At 73.2% G+C, this 17,390-nt stretch carries 17 protein-coding genes and 1 riboswitch; of the genes, 10 read left to right on the top strand and 7 right to left on the bottom strand.

Annotated features, from left to right (window positions below; all coding sequences use genetic code 11):
• Nucleotide 1: 1 nt before the first annotated feature.
• Nucleotides 2-190, bottom strand: coding sequence for a ferredoxin (locus SCNRRL3882_RS37560; protein WP_010040763.1), 189 nt, complete (start codon nt 188-190; stop codon nt 2-4).
• A gap of 339 nt (nt 191-529) precedes the next feature.
• Here SCNRRL3882_RS37560 and SCNRRL3882_RS37555 point away from each other — a divergent pair, with 339 nt between their 5' ends.
• Nucleotides 530-1,879 carry a glutamine synthetase family protein gene (locus SCNRRL3882_RS37555; RefSeq protein ID WP_029181236.1) on the top strand — a complete coding sequence of 450 codons (1,350 nt, stop codon included), beginning with the start codon at nt 530-532 and terminating at the stop codon, nt 1,877-1,879.
• Between the two features lie 29 nt (nt 1,880-1,908).
• Complete coding sequence (locus SCNRRL3882_RS42045; RefSeq protein WP_010040768.1) at nt 1,909-3,195, top strand: cytochrome P450; 1,287 nt, start codon at nt 1,909-1,911, stop codon at nt 3,193-3,195.
• Nucleotides 3,196-3,235: 40 nt separating this feature from the next.
• Here SCNRRL3882_RS42045 and SCNRRL3882_RS42040 read toward each other — a convergent pair whose 3' ends face one another.
• On the bottom strand, nt 3,236-3,778 hold the full coding sequence (locus tag SCNRRL3882_RS42040) for an alpha/beta fold hydrolase (RefSeq protein WP_010040770.1): 543 nt from the start codon (nt 3,776-3,778) through the stop codon (nt 3,236-3,238).
• A 188-nt stretch (nt 3,779-3,966) separates the two neighbouring features.
• On the opposite strand from SCNRRL3882_RS42040, the gene SCNRRL3882_RS37540 reads away from it, so the two are divergent.
• Together SCNRRL3882_RS37540 and SCNRRL3882_RS37535 are read left to right on the top strand one after the other, a co-directional pair.
• Nucleotides 3,967-5,349, top strand: coding sequence for an FAD-binding oxidoreductase (locus tag SCNRRL3882_RS37540; protein ID WP_010040771.1), 1,383 nt, complete (start codon nt 3,967-3,969; stop codon nt 5,347-5,349).
• Nucleotides 5,350-5,379: 30 nt separating this feature from the next.
• Nucleotides 5,380-6,189, top strand: a complete 810-nt coding sequence (locus SCNRRL3882_RS37535; protein ID WP_010040773.1) for an alpha/beta fold hydrolase — start codon at nt 5,380-5,382, stop codon at nt 6,187-6,189.
• 82 nt (nt 6,190-6,271) lie between these two features.
• On the opposite strand, the gene SCNRRL3882_RS37530 is transcribed toward SCNRRL3882_RS37535, so the two are convergent.
• From SCNRRL3882_RS37530 to SCNRRL3882_RS37515, 4 genes are all read right to left on the bottom strand, one after another.
• Nucleotides 6,272-6,904 (bottom strand): sigma-70 family RNA polymerase sigma factor, encoded by a 633-nt coding sequence (locus SCNRRL3882_RS37530; RefSeq protein WP_010040775.1) that lies wholly within the window; start codon nt 6,902-6,904, stop codon nt 6,272-6,274.
• Between the two features lie 227 nt (nt 6,905-7,131).
• Entirely contained in the window at nt 7,132-7,809 is a 678-nt protein-coding gene (locus tag SCNRRL3882_RS37525; RefSeq protein WP_078602844.1) for a hypothetical protein, read from the bottom strand.
• A gap of 113 nt (nt 7,810-7,922) precedes the next feature.
• The gene (locus tag SCNRRL3882_RS37520; RefSeq protein ID WP_010040778.1) at nt 7,923-8,267 is read right to left on the bottom strand and encodes a hypothetical protein; all 345 of its coding nucleotides are present in this window, start codon (nt 8,265-8,267) and stop codon (nt 7,923-7,925) included.
• Between the two features lie 65 nt (nt 8,268-8,332).
• On the bottom strand, nt 8,333-8,809 hold the full coding sequence (locus SCNRRL3882_RS37515; RefSeq protein WP_050810246.1) for a DUF4396 domain-containing protein: 477 nt from the start codon (nt 8,807-8,809) through the stop codon (nt 8,333-8,335).
• A gap of 91 nt (nt 8,810-8,900) precedes the next feature.
• Here SCNRRL3882_RS37515 and SCNRRL3882_RS37510 point away from each other — a divergent pair, with 91 nt between their 5' ends.
• Nucleotides 8,901-9,698, top strand: coding sequence for an SDR family NAD(P)-dependent oxidoreductase (locus tag SCNRRL3882_RS37510; protein WP_029181237.1), 798 nt, complete (start codon nt 8,901-8,903; stop codon nt 9,696-9,698).
• A 21-nt stretch (nt 9,699-9,719) separates the two neighbouring features.
• Here the strand turns inward: SCNRRL3882_RS37510 and SCNRRL3882_RS37505 are convergent, their stop codons facing one another.
• Entirely contained in the window at nt 9,720-10,568 is an 849-nt protein-coding gene (locus SCNRRL3882_RS37505) for a class I SAM-dependent methyltransferase (RefSeq protein ID WP_029181238.1), read from the bottom strand.
• A 190-nt stretch (nt 10,569-10,758) separates the two neighbouring features.
• Here SCNRRL3882_RS37505 and SCNRRL3882_RS37500 point away from each other — a divergent pair, with 190 nt between their 5' ends.
• From SCNRRL3882_RS37500 to SCNRRL3882_RS37480, 5 genes are all read left to right on the top strand, one after another.
• Complete coding sequence (locus SCNRRL3882_RS37500; protein ID WP_010040786.1) at nt 10,759-11,556, top strand: VOC family protein; 798 nt, start codon at nt 10,759-10,761, stop codon at nt 11,554-11,556.
• 77 nt (nt 11,557-11,633) lie between these two features.
• Complete coding sequence (locus tag SCNRRL3882_RS37495; RefSeq protein WP_010040787.1) at nt 11,634-12,170, top strand: GNAT family N-acetyltransferase; 537 nt, start codon at nt 11,634-11,636, stop codon at nt 12,168-12,170.
• 107 nt (nt 12,171-12,277) lie between these two features.
• A complete protein-coding gene (locus SCNRRL3882_RS37490; RefSeq protein ID WP_162501120.1) occupies nt 12,278-14,086 on the top strand; it encodes an ABC transporter permease subunit in 1,809 nt (602 codons plus the stop codon).
• A complete protein-coding gene (locus tag SCNRRL3882_RS37485; protein ID WP_010040792.1) occupies nt 14,083-15,399 on the top strand; it encodes an MDR family MFS transporter in 1,317 nt (438 codons plus the stop codon). The genes SCNRRL3882_RS37490 and SCNRRL3882_RS37485 overlap by 4 nt, the downstream gene beginning before the upstream one ends.
• A gap of 319 nt (nt 15,400-15,718) precedes the next feature.
• Complete coding sequence (locus SCNRRL3882_RS37480) at nt 15,719-17,104, top strand: serine/threonine-protein kinase (protein WP_029181239.1); 1,386 nt, start codon at nt 15,719-15,721, stop codon at nt 17,102-17,104.
• A 68-nt stretch (nt 17,105-17,172) separates the two neighbouring features.
• A riboswitch (cobalamin riboswitch) is annotated at nt 17,173-17,380 on the top strand.
• Nucleotides 17,381-17,390: the final 10 nt, after the last annotated feature.

The raw sequence follows: 17,390 nt of genomic DNA, 5'->3' as shown, positions 1-17,390 counted from the left end.
GTCAGTCCTCGATCCGGATGGCCTGGAGCGGGCAGACGTCCGCAGCCTCCTCGACCTCGTCGCGCAGGGCGTCGTCGGGGTCGGGGACGTAGGCCAGGCGGCCGTCGTCCTCCATCCGGAAGACGTCGGGGGCCGCGAAGACGCACTGGCCGTGGTCCTGGCACTTGTTCATGTCGACGACGACCTTCATGGCCGGTCCTCCTGAATGTGAGGGCGTCGAAGCGGGGTGAATGGGGCCCGGCCGGAAAGGGCCGGGCCCCGGCCAACGGGGTGCGATCACCGCGACCCCGAACTCGTTTGGCTTCAAACAAGGTAGGCAGGGGCGGGGGTCTGGTCAATAGCTATCCGGATGGATAAATTCTTGCTCCCGCCCTCTTGCGGCACCCCCCGGCCGGTCCTACCGTTTGGCATCAAACAAAGCCCTGGGCGGTCCCTGGCTCCGCCGCGCCCGGCCGCTCGTTCCCCACGCCACCCGCCTCCCCGGCCCCTGGTCCCGGAGGTGTCCCGACGTCCGCCCGAGGAGACAACGGTGAGCGCTCACGACCTTGAAGAAGTCCGCCGCCACATGCAGCGGCTCGCCGCCGACGGCATCGACGTGGTCCGGGTGACCTATCCCGACCTCATCGGCACCGACCGGGGGCGTGACGTGCTGCTGGAGGAGCTGCCCCGGGCCTGTGAGCACGGTCTCGCGTTCTGCCGGGCGGTCTACCACACCAGCCCGCAGGGCGATGTGGTCCCGGTCGGCGGCGGGCTCGACGCGGGGCTGCCCGACATCTGTGTACGCCCGGACCTCGACACGCTGGTGCCGCTGCCCTGGGAACCGGGGGTGGCAGCCTGTCTGGGCGAGGTCGTCGACCCGGCGACCGGCGCACCCGCGCCCGAGTCACCCCGCGACCTGCTGCGCGCCGTCCTCGCCCGGTGCGCCGAGCACGGGCTGCGGCCGGTGGTCGGACCCGAGCTGGAGTACTTCCTGTGCGAACCGGACCCGGCCGGCGGCTGGCGCCGCTACGCACCCGATCCCGGTGTCGTCTACACGGCCGGGCTGCGCGCCGACCCGGACAACCATCTCCTGCGCACCCTGCGCCACGTGCGCGATCTGAGGGTCGGGGCGATCAGCGGCAACCACGAGTTCGACGGCGGCCAGATCGAGATCAACCTGGCGCACTCCGACGCCGTGTCGGCCGCCGACCGGTCCTTCCGTTTCAAGGCCGCGATCAAGGAACTGGCCCGCAAGGAAGGCAGACTGGCCACCTTCATGGCCAAGCCCTTCAACGACGCGGGCGGCTCCGGCTTCCATCTCCACCTCTCCTGCGACGACACCGAGGGCCGCAACACCTTCGACGACCCGTCGGGCCCCTACGGCCTGTCCACCACCGCCCGGCACGCCGTCGCCGGCATCCTCGCCCACGCGCCCGCCCTGGCCGCGCTGCTCAACCCCACCGTGAACTCGTACAAACGCTTCGGCCCGGACACGCTCGCGCCCTGGCTGATCGACTGGGGGCTGGACAACCGCAGCGCCATGGTGCGCATCCCGCCCGAGCGCGGCTCCGGTGCCCGGCTCGAACTGCGGCTGGGCGACGCGAGCGCCAACCCCTATCTGGCGATCGCCGGGACGACGGCCGCCGCCCTGCTGGGTGTCCTGGCCGGCGAGGACCCGCCCGCGCCGCTGGAGGGCTACGGCTACGACAGCGCCCGCTCCGCCGTCCTCCCGCAGACCCTGTCCGCCGCGCTGGACGCGCTGGAGGCGGACACCGCCCTGACCGACCTGCTCGGCAAGGGCTTCACCACGTCCTTCCTCTCCTACAAGCGCGACGAGGTCGAACGCTTCCACCGGCACGTCACCGACTGGGAGTTCACCGAGTACGCCTTCCACCTGTGACGCCACCCGTGACGCCGAGGAGCCCGTCGATGACGACCGAGACCCTGCCCGACGCCGTGCGCGAGCCGCTGCCCCTGGCCGACGTGAACCTCGCCGACCTGAACCACTTCACGGACGGCGTGACGCCCTGGCGGATGTTCCACACCCTGCGCCACGAGGACCCGGTGCACTGGCAGCCCGAGGAAGCGCCCAACTCCGGCTTCTGGGCGGTGACCCGGCACGAGGACATCGTCCGGGTGGACCGCGACCCGGAGACCTTCACGTCCACGAAGTTCGTCAACCTGGAAGAGGTCGACGACGACCAGATCAAGAAGCGCGCCTCGATCCTCGAACTGGACGGGGTCCGGCACCGGGCGCTGCGCAGCCTGATCCAGCGGCAGTTCGGCGCGAACGTGATCAGCGGCTACACCGACTTCCTGCGCGGCCTGACCGCGCGGACCCTGGACGCCGCCCTCGCCAAGGGCCGTTTCGACTTCGTGGCGGACGTCTCGGCGGACTTCCCGATCAACGTCCTCGCCCGGCTGCTGGACGTGCCCCCGGAGGACAACCAGAAGCTCATCGACTGGGGCAACCGCATCATCGGCCACACCGACCCCGACTACGCGGACGTCCTGCTGCACAGCGAGGAGAGCGAGCAGTACCGCGACCTGCCCTTCCGCTCCCCCGCGTCACTGGAGGTCTTCGAGTACGGGCGGGAGCTGGCGCGGCAGCGCCGGGGCGGCGACGGCACCGACCTGGTGTCCCGGCTGGTCAACACCACACCCCGCGACGGAGTCCCGCTCTCCCCGCAGGACTTCGACAACTACTTCCTCCTCCTGGTCGTCGCCGGCAACGAGACGACCCGCCACACCATCTCCCACTCCATGCTGGCCCTCATCCAGCACCCCGAACAGCTGGCCCGCCTCCAGGAGGACCCCTCGCTGATCCCGGCCGCGGTCGAGGAGTTCCTGCGCTGGGCCTCCCCCGTCTACCACTTCCGCCGCACCGCCACGCGCGACGTCGAACTGGGCGGCAAGCAGGTCAGGGAGGGCGACAAGGTCGTGATGTGGTTCGCCTCCGGCAACCGCGACGAGGACGTCTTCGACGACCCGTACGACTTCGACGTCACGCGCACGGACAACGACCACGTCACCTTCGGCAAGGGCAGCCCCCATCTGTGCCTGGGCAACCTGCTCGCGCGCACCGAGATCCGGATCATGTTCGAGGAGCTGATCCCGCGCCTGGCGGACATCCGCCTGGCGGGCGAGGTGCCGCGGGTGCGCTCCAACTTCGTCAACGGCATCAAGAAGCTGCCGGTCGAGGTCACACCGGCCTGACGCGGTCCGTCCAGTCGCGCAGCAGCCGGACCGTCCGCTGTCAGGGTGCCGCGCTCCCAGGCGGCCGCCTGAGCCGAGGTCCAGACGGTGAGCGCGGGCCGGGTGCGGCGGCGCAGGCGGTAGGGCCGAAGGCGGCGGCGACGAAGGCCGCCGCGGCGCGGGCGCCGTGCGCGCGGTAGTCCGCGAGCCGGGCGGGGATCTCCTCCCCCTCGGTGCCGTGGGCGCCATGGGCCGGGTCCAGGGCGACGGCCGAGCGGACCAGGTGGGGCTGCCGTACGGCGAGCAGGTTGACGACCTGGCCTCCCATCGAGTGCCCGACGGCGGTCGCCGGCCCGGGGGTGAGGGTGTCGAGCAGCGCGGCCAGTTCGTCCGCAGTCTCGGCGGGTGTGTTGCCCTCGCCCGGCACCTGGGAACGGCCGCGTCCGCGCAGGTCGGGCACGATCACCCGGAAGTGCCGGGCCAGGACCTCGGCGTGCGGGGACCACTCCCGGCCGTCCCCGCCCCAACCGTGCACCAGCACGGCGGGAGCGCCGGCGGCGCCGAGCGTCGTGGTGAAGAGGCGGACGCAGCCGGGGTCGGGCACGGGCTTCTCCCTTCTTCGGCGACGCGGCGGTCGTCGTACTCGCGCAGGTGGCAGGGTGCGCGGCCACCACCATGGCCGCCCACCAGCATGATCACGACCGTGAGCGGTGGACCGCCGGACATGCGTCGCTCGGCCGTCGGCGGGAGGCTGGTCATGTCAGTACGGTCGGGCGCCCCGAGGAGATCACCATGGACAGCGCCACTCTGGAAGGCATGCGGACGACATTGCGGGGGCCGGTCATAGGCCCGCAGGACGCCGAGTACGACCAGGCCCGCAAGATCTACAACGCGATGATCGACAAGCGTCCCGCCGCCATCGTGCGGTGCGCGGACGCCGCGGACGTCATGGCGGCGGTGACCTTCGTCCGCGACCACGGTCTCGAACTCGCCGTACGGGGCGGCGGGCACAGCGGCCCGGGCCTGTGCCTGGTGGACGACGGCGTGACCATCGACCTCTCGCCGATGCGCGGGGTGCGCGTCGACCCCGCCGCGAAGACCGCGCAGGCCGGCGGGGGCAGCCAGCTCGGCGACCTGGACCACGCCACGCACGCCTTCGGCCTCGCCACTCCCACGGGCATCATCTCGATGACCGGCGTCGGAGGCCTGACCCTCGGCGGCGGACACGGTTATCTCACCCGTCAGTACGGCCTGACCGCGGACAACCTGATCAGCGCGGACGTCGTGCTGGCCGACGGCAGCCTCGTCACCGCGAACGCGACCGAACACCCGGACCTGTTCTGGGCCTTGCGCGGCGGCGGCGGCAACTTCGGCATCGCGACGTCCCTCACCTACCGGCTGCACCCGGTGGACACGGTCGGGGCCGGGGTGACCGTCTGGCCGGTCGAGCGCACCCGCGAAGTGCTGGGGTGGTACCGCGAGTTCCTCCCCCAGGCGCCGGAGGACGTGTACGGCTTCTTCACCGTCTTCGTCGTCCCGCCCGGCCCGCCCTTCCCCGAGGAGATCCACCGGCAGAAGGTCTGCGGCATCGTGTGGTGCCACACCGGCGATCCGGACCGGCTCGACGAGGCTCTCTCCGTGGTCGAGGAGCCCGGCCCGCCGGCCTTCCACTTCGCGACACCGATGCCCTATGTCGCGTTGCAGAGCATGTTCGACGAACTGATCCCGACCGGCTACCAGTGGTACTGGCGCGGCGACTTCTTCGACCACATCCCCGACGCCGCCCTGGACATCCACCTCAAGTACGGCGAGAACAATCCCACGCAGCTCTCACTGATGCACCTCTACCCGGTCGACGGAGCCGCCCACCGGGTGGGCCCGGACGACACCGCGTGGAGCTACCGGGACGCGGTCTGGTCCGGCGTCTTCGCCGGTGTCGACCCCGATCCGGCCAACGCCGGGATCATCAGGCAGTGGTGCGTCGGCTACCAGGAGGATCTGCACCCGTACTCCATGGGCGGCTCGTACGTGAACTTCATGGGCACGGGCGAGGGCCGGGAAAGGGTCCGGGCGACCTACCGCGACCACTACGACAGGCTCGCCCGCATCAAGCGGACCTACGATCCGGACAACCTGTTCCACGCCAACCAGAACATCGCGCCGGCGCGGGAATGACGACCACGGAACCCTTCCAGGAGGCCCAACATGGGACGGACGGTCAACGCCGACGGTGTGGAGCTCTGGGTCGAACGACGAGGTCAGGGACCCGACGTCCTGCTCATCTCGGGACTCGGGGACCCCGTGGAAGCGTGGCAGTCGCAGCTCGACGGGCTCGCCGACCGCTACCGGCTCACGGCCTTCGACAACCGTGGCGCCGGGCGTACGCCGCTTCCCGAGGAGCCGCTGTCCGTGCCGCGGATGGCCGACGACGCCGCGGCGCTGCTCCGGGCGCTCCAGGTTCCGGCCGCCCATGTCGCCGGTTTCTCGGGAGGCAGCTTCATCGCGCAGGAGCTGGCGCTCCGCCATCCTGACGTGGTCCGCAGTCTCGTCCTCATGAGCACGGTGGCTCGCCCGGACGCCTACTTCCGAGCCATGACGCGCTTCTGGCGCTGGATGGTAGAGCGCGCCCCGGACGAGCGGGCGATGCTCGAGGCGTTCTTCCTGTGGATCTACACGCCTCGCGCCCACGCCGACGGCATGGTCGACCAGTTCGTCGAGGAGACGCTCGCCTTCGAGCACCCGCAGTCCGTCGAGGCGTTCCAGCGCCAGCTCGCGGCGTTCGCCGACCACGACACGCTCGACCGTCTCGGCCGGATCACCGCGCCGACCCTCGTCCTCTCCGGCGAGCTCGACCTCGCCACGCCGCCACGCCTCGGCCGCGTCGTCGCGGACAGCATCCCGGGCGCCGGGTTCGAGGTACTGCCCGGGGAGGCGCATCAGCCCTTCCAGGAGGTGCCGGACGTGTTCAACGCCCGGGTCGACGCGTTCTGGCGTGAGGTGGAGGCAGGTGGCTGAGGTCCCGTCAGGACTCGGGCCGGTGCTCGCACGCGAGCCGGCGCCCGCCGATGGCCCGGCGGGCGCCGAGGACCGGGGCGCGTCAGGCCGCGGCCAGGGCGGGTGACGCCGCCCGCGCCGGTTGCTCCGCCTCGGCGAGCAGGGCCAGCAGCGTCGCCCGGGCGCGGGCCACACGGGAGCGGACGGTGCCGACCGGACAGTCGCTCAGCTCGGCCGCCTCCGCGTACGGCAGGCCCAGCAACTGCGTGCGGACGAACGCCTCGCGCCGCTCGTGCGGCAGTGCGGCCAGCAGCTCCAGCAGGGCCACGCCGTCGTCGAAGCCGGGCAGTCCGCGCGGCTGGGCGAGCTCGACCGCCAGCTGCCAGTCGGGCAGGTCGGCCGGGCGGGGGCGGACGGCGGTGTACCGGAGGCTGTCGGCCACCGCGCGCCGGGCGATCGCCAGCAGCCAGGTACGCGCCGAGGAACGGCCCTCGAACCGGTGCAGGCTGCCGAGCGCCCGCAGGAACGTGTCCTGCGCCAGATCGTCCACGGCCTGCGGATCGGCGCACAGGTGGGCGACGTAGCGGATCACGTCGCGGTGCAGGGCGCGCACGAAGTGGTCGACGGCGGCGGGGTCACCGCCGCGGGCGGCCAGCGCCCAGGCGGTTATCGACTCGTCGGCCGACGCCGGGGGCTCTCTTCTCTCGTGCGCAAGGGGCAGGGCAGGAGTGATCACCTGATGTCCTTCTCGGAGTTCCGGGACCACGGGATGGAGAGCACGCAGGCGTACGCGATGCCCGGCGTGCGCGCATGGCCGCGCGGTCCGGTGAGTGAGGGATGGGCCGGTTCCCGGACGACCTCTGTGCGGGCGCGGCTGCCCGAAGGCACGGCATCACAGGGGACGTACGGGCATACGGCCGACACCGGGGGGCACGGGACCGCCCCGGGACCTGCCGGCTGCCGTCAGACGGCAGCGGCCCTCACGGGTGGCCCTCGAGAGGTGACCGCGTGGACGAGGAGGAGGAGACGCGGCGCCCGGTCCGAGGACCGCCGCCGTACGCGCACGGGCGCGGGCGGCGGTGCGGGCAGGGCGAACAGCAGCCGCAGCGGCGCGGCCAGCCGGCCGCCCACGGCACGCAGGAGACGGAAGACGGCCCGCTCCCCGTGCCCCAGCCACAGGCCGCACAGCAGGGCGGCGAGCAGGTGGGCGGCGAGCATGCCGAGGGACGAGTCACCGTCGGGGGTGTGTCCCGCGTGCCCCAGGTGCGCGGACATGGGCTTGGGCATGGACTCCGTGGAACCCATGCCGTGCCCCAGGGATCCCGCACCGCTGGTCCCCATGTCCATGGAGTCCCCGCGCAGGGAGTGCGCACCAGTCGATGAGCCGTCCGCCGGTGCGAGCGAGAACGCCGAGTGCAGAGCCGTCTGGACGGCCACCGCGACGGCGACGACCAGCCGGAGTCCGCGTTCGCGGCCCGCCAGGCACCAGCCCGCCACGCCCGTCACGGCCCAGCCGGCCAGCAGCGTCCGGAGGGGCACATGGTCGCCGGACATCATGACGTGCCCCAGGGCGGCGAGCACGACACAGACGGCCGCGAACACCGCGGCCCGTATCGTGCGAGCGCACCGCCCAGCTGTCATGGCGCCTCATCCTCGCATCCGGCCCCGCCCCGTCGCCCAGGGGTACGGACATCGCCCGGCCCGGGCACTCAATCCGCGCCGTGTGATCCAGACCACTGCCCGTGACCGGGAGTTCAGCGAGAGGCCCGCCCGAGACGCCGCCGCAGCGCCCTCCCCCAGACGCGACGCCGATGCACCGTCGTCCACCCGTCGGCACGCCGAGAGCCGTAGCCGTGCGGACCCGGACGCCAGGGATCGCCGGGCGCCGCCATGGGGCTCCGCGCCTCCGCCTGGGCCTGGATCTCGTAGTGCGCGTCATGGGCCGTCACCTTGAACGCCTCTTCGTAGGAGGCCATGGCCGCGCTGATCCCCGAGCCGGCGAGCCCGCGGCGCCGGACCAGGGACGCCAGCCAGGCGAAGAACCCCATGACGACCGCCAAGACGCCCGCGACGACCAGGACGGGGAACAGCTGACTCATGGAGTTCTCCTCACGTCGCGGGGCACGCAGCGGTTCCCCAGTGTCGCGCACCGTGTGACGGTCGGTCAGTGGTGGGCGTGGACGACGGCATGCCCCTTGCCCCGGCCGATCATCCACTTGTTGACCGGGGTCGTGATCAGGAAGGCGACCGCGAAGCCCCCGAGGAGAGCGGACCAGAACAGGCCCTCCGTCAGATGGGCGTCCATCGCGCCGGGGGTGAGGGCGATGATCGCGTTGTCCACGAGTTCCATCACCGTGATCGAGACCGTGTCCGCGGCCAGGGCGATCCGGATCGCCGACCTGAGATCCAGGCCGGCCCGCAGGACCGCGAACAGGGTGAAGGAGTAGCCGAAGAGGAACGCGAGCCCGATCGCCAGGACCATCGTGGGCAGGTTGCCCCACTCCAGCGCGGTACCGATCACCATGCCGAGGATCTCGCCGATCGCACACCCGGTCAGACAGTGCAGCGTCGCCTTCACGGCGGTCCCCCAGGTCGCCGTTCCGTGGGGGCGCCCTTCGTGGTCGTGAGTGGTGTGATCCATGACTCGACTATATACCCCCTGGGGGTACCCGTGCCAGGGGTGACACACGGCGGCCACCGGTGCTTCGGCGGGCCGTTCTAGAGTGCTCGTCATGACGACAGCAGCCACGCCGGCCACCCAGGCTTATCTCTCCGAGTTGTTCTCCCTGCACGGCCGGACCGCGGTGGTCACGGGCGGCAGTTCCGGCATCGGCCGGGCCATCACCGGTGCCCTCGCGCGCGCCGGGGCGAGCGTGGTGGTCGTGGCGCGCGGCGAGGCCGGACTGACGGCGACGGTCGAGGAGCTGACGGCCGAGGGCTGCCGCGCCGCGTGGGTCAGCGCGGACCTGAGCACGCGCGAGGGTGTGCGGACGGCCGCCGAGCGGGCCGTCGAGGCGTTCGGGGAGCCCGACATCCTCGTCAACAGTGCCGGAATCAATGTGCGTCCGCCCATGGACGAACTCACCGAGGACGTCTGGGACGCCACTATGGCCGTCAACCTGGACGCGCCCTTCCTGCTGGGCCAGCGCTTCGGCCCGGGCATGGCGGAGCGCGGTCACGGGCGGATCCTGCACATCAGCTCGCAGCAGGCGCACCGGGCGTTCGTCCAGAGCGGTGCCTACGGCGCCTCCAAGGGCGGCCTGGAGTCGCTGGCGCGGTCGCAGGCCGAGGCGTGGTCGCCGCGCGGCGTCACCTGCAACGTCCTGGTGCCGGGCTTCGTGATGACACCGCTCAACGCGCGGCTGTCGTCGGATCCGGAGAAGGTGGCCGCCCTCGCCGAGCGGACCCTGATCGGGCGGAACGGACTGGCCGAGGACTTCGCGGGAGCGGCGGTCTTCCTGGCGAGCCCGGCGTCCGCCTACATCACCGGGCAGGCGGTCTTCGTCGACGGCGGCATGTCGGTGCACTGACGCCGTCCCGGCGCCCGCCGGTCAGTGCCCGGAAGGGTCCTTCCGCCATACGAAGACCTCCGTGCTCGGTCCGCGTTCGGAGAACCTCCCCGCCGGAGAGGCCTCCCGCAGCAGCCTGCGCAGGTCCCCTTCGAAGTCGTCCCGGCGCCCGTCGAACAGATGCGGCGCCGAGAACGACATCGAGAACACCCAGGCGACGACGTCGTCGAAGGTCCGCTCCAGCGCCTGCCCGCCGGGGACGACGAGACGCCGGGGGCCGGAGAACCCCGCCCGGGCGAACACCTCGGCCTCGCCGCCCGGTGTGCCCTGCGGCAGGACCCCGCGGCCCGCTCGCCGCACGGGCCCCAGGTACCGCTTGACCAGGTCGTCCACGGCCTCGCGGGGGACCGCCGGGTACGGCAGCCCGCCGAGCGTGCGGTCCTCCGTCTTCAGGTCCGAGATGTGCACCAGGGCCCCGCCCGGCTGGAGCATGTCCCTGACGGTCGCCGCGACCAGATCACGGTCCATCCAGTGGAAGGACTGCCCGAAGGAGGCGACGGCGAACGTGCCGAGCCCCGCGGGCAGATCCTCGGCGCGGGCCCGCACCCACCGGGTCCTCTCCCCCACTCCCCGGTCGGCGGCCCGGCGTCCGGCTTCGGCGATCATCCCGCGGTCGGGGTCCACGCCGACGACCTCACCGAACAGATGCGTGAGGCTCAGGGCGATGGTCCCGGGCCCGCAGCCCACGTCGATGAGGCGCCCCTTGCCGTCGGGCCGCAGGACCTCGGCGAGCGCGTCCGCCAGCCCCGGGGCGTACGGCAGCCGCCCCCGCTCGTAGTAGGCGGCGGTCCCCGAGAACAACGTGCCGTCCCACTCCCAGCCGGCCACCACGCCGCCCACCACCTCACCGCACAGAGACCCTCGATCACCCGGCCGGGCGATGCCCCCGATGATTCCACCGCCGTACGGCCTACCGGGGGGAGACGACCGGGGATCCGCCGACCGGGCAGCGGCCGACGGGCGGTTGTCAGTGCCCGGTGTCACTCTGGGCACACCAGACCTGCGGAAGGGAAGCATCGCCATGATCACCACGGAGTTCGCCCCCGGTTCCCCCTGCTGGCTCGACCTCGGCACCCCGGACGTCCGGGCCGCCGCGGCCTTCTACAGCGCCGTGCTCGGGTGGGACTACGAGTCCATGGGCGAGAGCGAGGACTTCGAGGGCGGCATGTTCCGCAAGGACGGCAAGATCGTCGGCGGTCTCGGCAAGCTCACGGAGGAGGGCGCGCGCTCGGCCTGGATGCTCTACTTCAGCGTCACCGACGCCGACGCCACGACGGAGGCCGTGCAGCAGGCGGGCGGCAGCGTCCGGGTGGCGCCGATGGACCTCGACGACTGGGGCCGCATGGCGCAGTACAGCGACCCGCTGGGCGGCCAGTTCGCCGTCTGGCAGCCGGGGACGAACAAGGGCGTCGACCTGGTCGACCAGCCGGGCTCCCTGTCGTGGACCGAGCTGTACACGAGCGACGCGGCAGCCGCGAAGGAGTTCTACGGCGGCCTGTTCGGCTGGCAGTTCAGCGACATGCCACTGCCGGGCGGCGGGGGCACGTACACCCTCATCACCCCCGCCGGACTGCCCGAGGAGCGCATGCACGGCGGCCTCATGGAGCTCGGCAAGGAGAACCTCTCCCTGGCGAACGGCCGGCCGTACTGGCACCCGGTCTTCGCCGTGGAGGACTGCGACGCCACGGTGGCCAAGGTCACCGAGAACGGCGGCAGCGTGCAGATGGGGCCCGAGGACGCGGAGGGCGTCGGCCGGCTGGCGGTCTGCCTCGACCCGGCGAACGCGGACTTCGTGGTGCTCACCCCGGCCGAGAGCTGAGCCGGCGCCGCCCGGCGGCCTGCCGTACGCCCCGGCCCCCTACTGAGCCGGAACCGTCATTTGCATATGATGCGCAAATGCGCGATTACATCATCAGGGCGGCCACGGCGGAGGACCTCGACGGGGCTCGGGTGGTGATGCTCGACGCGGTGTACCGCGACTTCGGGACGGGATACGTGCCGGGCTGGCACACCGACATCATCGATCCCGCGTCGTTCTACGTCGTCCCGCCGCGGCACACGCTCCTGGTCGCCGTGGACGAGCGGGACGGGACGGTGGCGGCCACGGCGGCGCTGGACGCGCGCGGCCCGGCGCATCCGCCGAACCCGCGCTGGCTGGCCGAGCGGTTCCCCTCGGGCGAGACCGCGCAGCTCCGGCGGGTGTACGTGCGTCCCGAGCACCGGCGGCGGGGGCTGGCCCGGCGGCTGGTGGAGGGTCTGCTGGACTTCGCGCGGGCCGACGGTGGTTACCGGTCCGTTTATCTGCACACGTATCCGCACTCGCCCGGTGCGATGGACCTGTGGCGGACGCTGGGCAAGGTGGTGTGCGACGAGCGGGAGGAAGTGCCCGGCGGGGGCAGCGGCGTGGTGCACTTCGAGATCCCCTTCGCCTGAGCGACACGGGGACGACGCTGAACACCTCGACCTCACCCCTGTCCAAGGGTCTGGCCGTCCTGCGCGTTGTCGCGCGCGGCGGCGTTCCGACGCTGCTGTGGCGGGCCGTGGTCACGGCCGGTCTGGTGGGCGCGATCGGCCTGCTGCCGTGGCTGTCGCGCACCGACCCGGCGCTGACCGTGCTGAAGGCCCGCTCGGCGGACCGCGACCCGACCCCCGAGACGCTGCGCGCCGTCCGAGACGAACTCGGGCTGGACGACGGCCCGTCGGTGCTGCTCGGCCGCTGGCTGGCCGGGCTGCTGCACGGGGACGCCGGCACGTCATGGGTGTCCGGCGCCCAGGTGCTGCCCTCCGTCACGCAGGCGCTCGGCGCGTCGCTGCTGCTGCTGTCCGGCGCCCTCGTCGTCGCCGCGGCCACGGTGACGGCCGTGTGCGCCCGCACGCTCCGGCTCGGCTCGCGGGGCCGGCTCGGCACGCGCGGCCCCGGCGGCACGGCGACCGCGGTGCTGGCCGCGCTGCCCGAGTTCCTCGTCGCCTCGGTGCTCGCCTCGGTGATCGGCGTGCAGCTGGGCTGGCTGCCGGCCCTGGGCTGGTACGGACCGCAGTGGATGGTGCTGCCTTCACTGGCCCTCGGCCTGCCCGCCGGCGCGGTGCTCGGACGGATGCTCGACGACCTGCTGCCCGGCGCGTTCGCCGAACCCTGGGCGCTGGCCGCCGCGGCCCGCGGTGTCCCGCCGAAGGCTGTGGCGCGGCAGGCGGTGCGCCGCTGTGTGCCCGGGCTGCTGCCCAACCTGGGCCTGTTCGTGGTCGGTCTGACCGGCGGTTCGGTCGCCGTCGAGCAGGTCTTCGACATCCCCGGCCTGGGCCGGCTCACCCTGCACGCCGCGCTCGCCCAGGACCTGCCCGTCCTCCAGACCGGCACGCTCGCCCTGGTCCTGCTCGCGGCCACCGCCGGCGTCCTCGCCCGGCTCACGGCGCGGCTGCTGATCGGGCCCGCGCTGCGCGACAGCGCCCTGTCCTCCCTGCACCGGCCGGCCCCGCCCGCGCCCCGCACCCTGCCGCTGCTGTACGGGGCGCTGCTCGCCGCGGTCGTCGGCCTCGGCCTGCCGCGCGACGCGCTCGCCCTGGACGCCCTCGCCCGGCTGCAAGCCCCCTCCCCGGCCCACCCGTTCGGGACGGACGCGCTGGGCCGGGACGTCCTCGCCCGTGTCGCCCACGGCGCGCTGAACACCCTCGGCACGGCGGTCGCGGTGAGTGCCGCCGCCCTCGTCGCCGGGTTGCTGCTGGGGCTGCTGCCGCGGCTGTCCGGACCGCTGGTGGACACCGTCAGTGCCGTACCGCCCGTCCTGGCCGGGCTCCTCGTCACGGGCATCACGGGCAGCGGCCCCTGGGCGCCCGCCCTCGCCGTCGGCGTCGTGGCCTGGTCCCCGCTGGCCGCCCACACGTCCTCCCTGCTGCGTCAGGAGCGGGCGACCACCCACCTGGCCGCCACCCGTGCGCTGGGTGCCGGGCGCTGGTACCTGCTCCGGCACGAACTCCTGCCCGCCGTGCTGCCGCCGGTGACCCGGCACGCCCTGCTCCGGCTGCCCGGCGTCGCGCTGAGCCTCGCCGCGCTCGGTTTCCTCGGCCTGGGCGCCCAGCCGCCGTCCCCCGAGTGGGGCCTGCTGCTCGCCGAGAACCAGCCGTACGCCGAGCGCGCCCCGTGGGCCGTTCTCTTCCCGGCCGCCGTACTCGCCCTGCTGGGCGCGCTCGCGGTCACGGCCGCCGGTGGCGTACGACTGCCCCGGCGGCGTGGGCGGGCCGACCGCCCGGCGAGGCCGACCGGCGACCGGGTCATGCCCGCCCCGCGGCGGCGACCGGACCGCCGCGACGCCCTCCTGACTCCCGTGTCCACCTCACCGACAGAAGAACGATGACAGGCCTCATATCCCGCGTCCTGGCCCGCCGGTCCGCCCGTACGTCCAGCGACGAGACACCCGACGGCGGGACGCCCGAGAGCACCTGGCGGCTCTGGCAGGACCTGTCCCCGCTGCTGCGGCTGCTGATCCTGACCCAACTCGCCTTCAACATCGGCTTCTACGCCGTGCTGCCGTTCCTCGCCGAGCACCTCGGCACCGCCATCGGCATGGCGGGCTGGCTGGTCGGGTTCGTGCTCGGGCTGCGCACCTTCAGCCAGCAGGGGCTGTTCGTGGTCGGCGGCTGGCTCGTCGACCGGTGGGGAGTGCGCCCGGTCGTGCTGGCCGGCTGCGTGCTGCGGATCGCCGGGTTCGCGTGGCTCGGGTACGCGCAGGCGAGCTGGGCCGTGATCGGCGCCGTGGTGGTGATCGGTTTCGCCGCCGCCCTGTTCTCCCCCGCCGTGGAGTCCGAGGTGGCCCGCCAGGCCGTGCTCTGGGAGGAGGCCGGGCACGGCTCGCGCACCCGTGTCCTGGCCCTGTTCAGCGTGGCGGGCCAGGTCGGGGCCTTCGCCGGACCGCTGCTCGGCGGACTGCTGCTGGCCGTCGACTTCCGAACGGCGTGCCTCGCGGGTGCCGCGGTGTTCGTGCTCGTCCTCGCCGGGCACCTGTGGCTGATGCCGCAGCACATCCCCGGCAGAGTCCGGACCCTGGAGAAGGGCGGGGCGCGCGTGCTGCTGCGCAACCGCCGTTTCCTCGCCCTGTGCTGTGCGTACGGCACGTACCTGCTCGCCTACAACCAGCTGTATCTGGCCCTGCCGGACGAGGTGCGGCGAGCGGCGGGTTCCCAGGCGCCGCTGTCCTGGCTGTTCGCCCTGTCCTCGGTGCTGGTGGTGTGCGCGCAGCTGCCGGTGACCCGCTGGGCGGGCGACCGGCTCGACCTGCGCCGCTCCATGGCCGCCGGGCTGCTGCTGATCGCGTCCGGTTTCGCGGTGGTGGCGGCGGCGCGCCCCGCCGGCTGGACGGGTGCCGCCGGGCTGCTGCCGGCCGCGGGTTTCGTCGTGCTGCTCACCGTGGGGCAGATGCTGGTCGTGCCCGCCGCCCGCGCCTGGGTGCCCGACCTCGCCGAGGAGGGCCGGATCGGCCTCTACATGGGCGCGCTGTCGTCGGTCTCGGGCCTGATCGTCCTCGCCGGCAGCGCGGCCACCGGCTCCCTGCTCGACACGGGCCTCCCGGCCGCCGTGCCCTGGCTGGTCCTCGCGGCCGTACCCGCCCTGGCGGTGGCACTGCTGCCGCGCCGTGAGGAACGGCCGCAGGGGACGCAAGCGGCGGCCTGACGGCACGCGGAGGCACAAGGGGCGGGCGCGCTGACCGCAAGCGCAGACACGGGGAGGAGGCAGCGGCGGCCCGACCCGGCGGCTGAAGGCGCCGGGGAGAGCCGCGGCAACCACACGCGCCGCACCGTCACCCCGGCGGGACACTCGCCCGCTCCCCGATTTCCGGGACCGTACCGTCCCGCGACACCGCACCGGGGAACGGTGGTCACGCGGCGCCAGTATCCTGGGTCGGCTGCGGCACCCCCCACCAACCCCCGCTCGGACGCGGGGAGTTACGGCCTGCGGCGAGGACCTTCCCACGAGCATAGGACGAGGACGAGTGCTGCTAGCGGGCCGCTACCGGCTGGACGTTGAGATCGGGCGCGGCGGAATGGGAGAGGTCTGGCGTGCGTACGACGAGACGCTCGCCAGAGCGGTGGCCGTCAAATTGCTGCTGCCCCAGGACACCGACGCCACGGCGGCCTCCCGGTTCCGTCTGGAGGCCCAGACGGCCGGGCGTCTGAACCACCCCAATCTGGTGGGGGTCCTGGACTTCGGCGAGTACGACAACCGGCTGTACCTGGTGATGGAGCTGGTCGAGGGCGACAGCCTCGCCGGGGTGCTGTCCGTCTCCGGCGCGCTCCCCGCCGAGCGGGTGGCACAACTCGCCGCGCAGGCCGCCGCGGGACTCGCCGCCGCGCACCAGCAGGGCATCGTGCACCGCGACATCAAGCCCGCCAACCTCCTGCTGGACGCGGGCGGCACGCTGAAGATCGGCGACTTCGGCATCGCGCGCTTCCTCGACGACCCGGGCGCCGCGCTCACCGCGACCGGCCAGATCGTCGGCACCGGCCTCTACCTCGCACCCGAACGGGCCCTGGGCCGGCCCGCGGGCCCCGCCTCCGACATGTACTCCCTGGGGTGCGTGCTCTACCAGCTCCTCAGCGGCCGCCCGCCGTTCCAGGCCGACACCGCCGTCGCGCTCCTCCACCAGCATCTCGACAACGCCCCCGTGCCGCCCCGCGAGCTCGGTGTCGCCGGTCTGCCGCCGGCCTTCGAGAGCTACCTCCTCGCCCTGCTCGCCAAGCAGCCCGAGGACCGGCCCACGGCGCAGCAGGCCGCCGAGTGGTTCGCCGGCGGCGCCTGGCGGGGGCTGCCCGAGCCGCTGCCGGAGGCGGCGTCCCCGATGCCGTCCGCCGGGCCGGGGCCATATGCGGCAGCCGGATCCGGCTCCCCGACCACTTACGGGCTGCCCACGGGGTCTCGCACCGCCCCGGGCGGGCGTGCACGTCGCGCCGCGCCCCGCAGCGGTTTCGGCGACCACCGGAGAACGGCCGCGGTGGTGGCCGCGGCGGCCGTCTTCCTCGCCGCGATGCTCGCCGGCGTGCTGTGGTTCTCGCCCGACAACACCGCGACGGAGGGCACCGAACCCGACGCGTCCCCGTCCGCGAGCAGCCCGGCCGCCTCGCCGACCGCCGGCTCCGCCGACCCTCTGGCCTCCGCCCCGGCGGCCGCCACCACGCCGACCGCCGGCACAGTGGCCGATGTCACCCCCTCCACCACGGCACCCGGTTCCCCGGCCCCCGACGCAACGACGCCCGGCCCCACGGGCCCGGCGCAGGAGACGAGCGACAGTTCGCCGGAGAAGGCGGACAAGCCCAAGCAGGAACAGCCTCCCGGGTCCTGGGGGAACGGGGAGGACGAGGACGACGAGGGTGACGACTGAGCCGTACTGCGCCGGTGTGCGAGCGGTCGCCCCCTCACGCGCCCCCGTGCGCGCCCCCTCGGCTGGCTTGTCATGGCCCTTATCTCGGCATTACTGTCACCACGCCTTGGTGAACGGGAAATCCGGTGTGATGCCGGTGCGGCCCTCGCCACTGTGATCGGGAAGTCCGGCTCCGGCCCTAGCGGGCAGCCACTGGGTCCTCATGGACCCGGGAAGGCGGAGTACGGGCGGTGGGACCCGTGAGCCAGGAGACCGGCCAAGGCGCGTCAACCATCCACGAGGTGCT

Source organism: Streptomyces chartreusis NRRL 3882, assembly GCF_900236475.1.
GTDB classification, from domain to species: domain Bacteria; phylum Actinomycetota; class Actinomycetes; order Streptomycetales; family Streptomycetaceae; genus Streptomyces; species Streptomyces chartreusis_D.
Note: the sequence above shows the minus strand (reverse complement) of the source record. Positions and strands in the feature narration are given on the sequence as shown.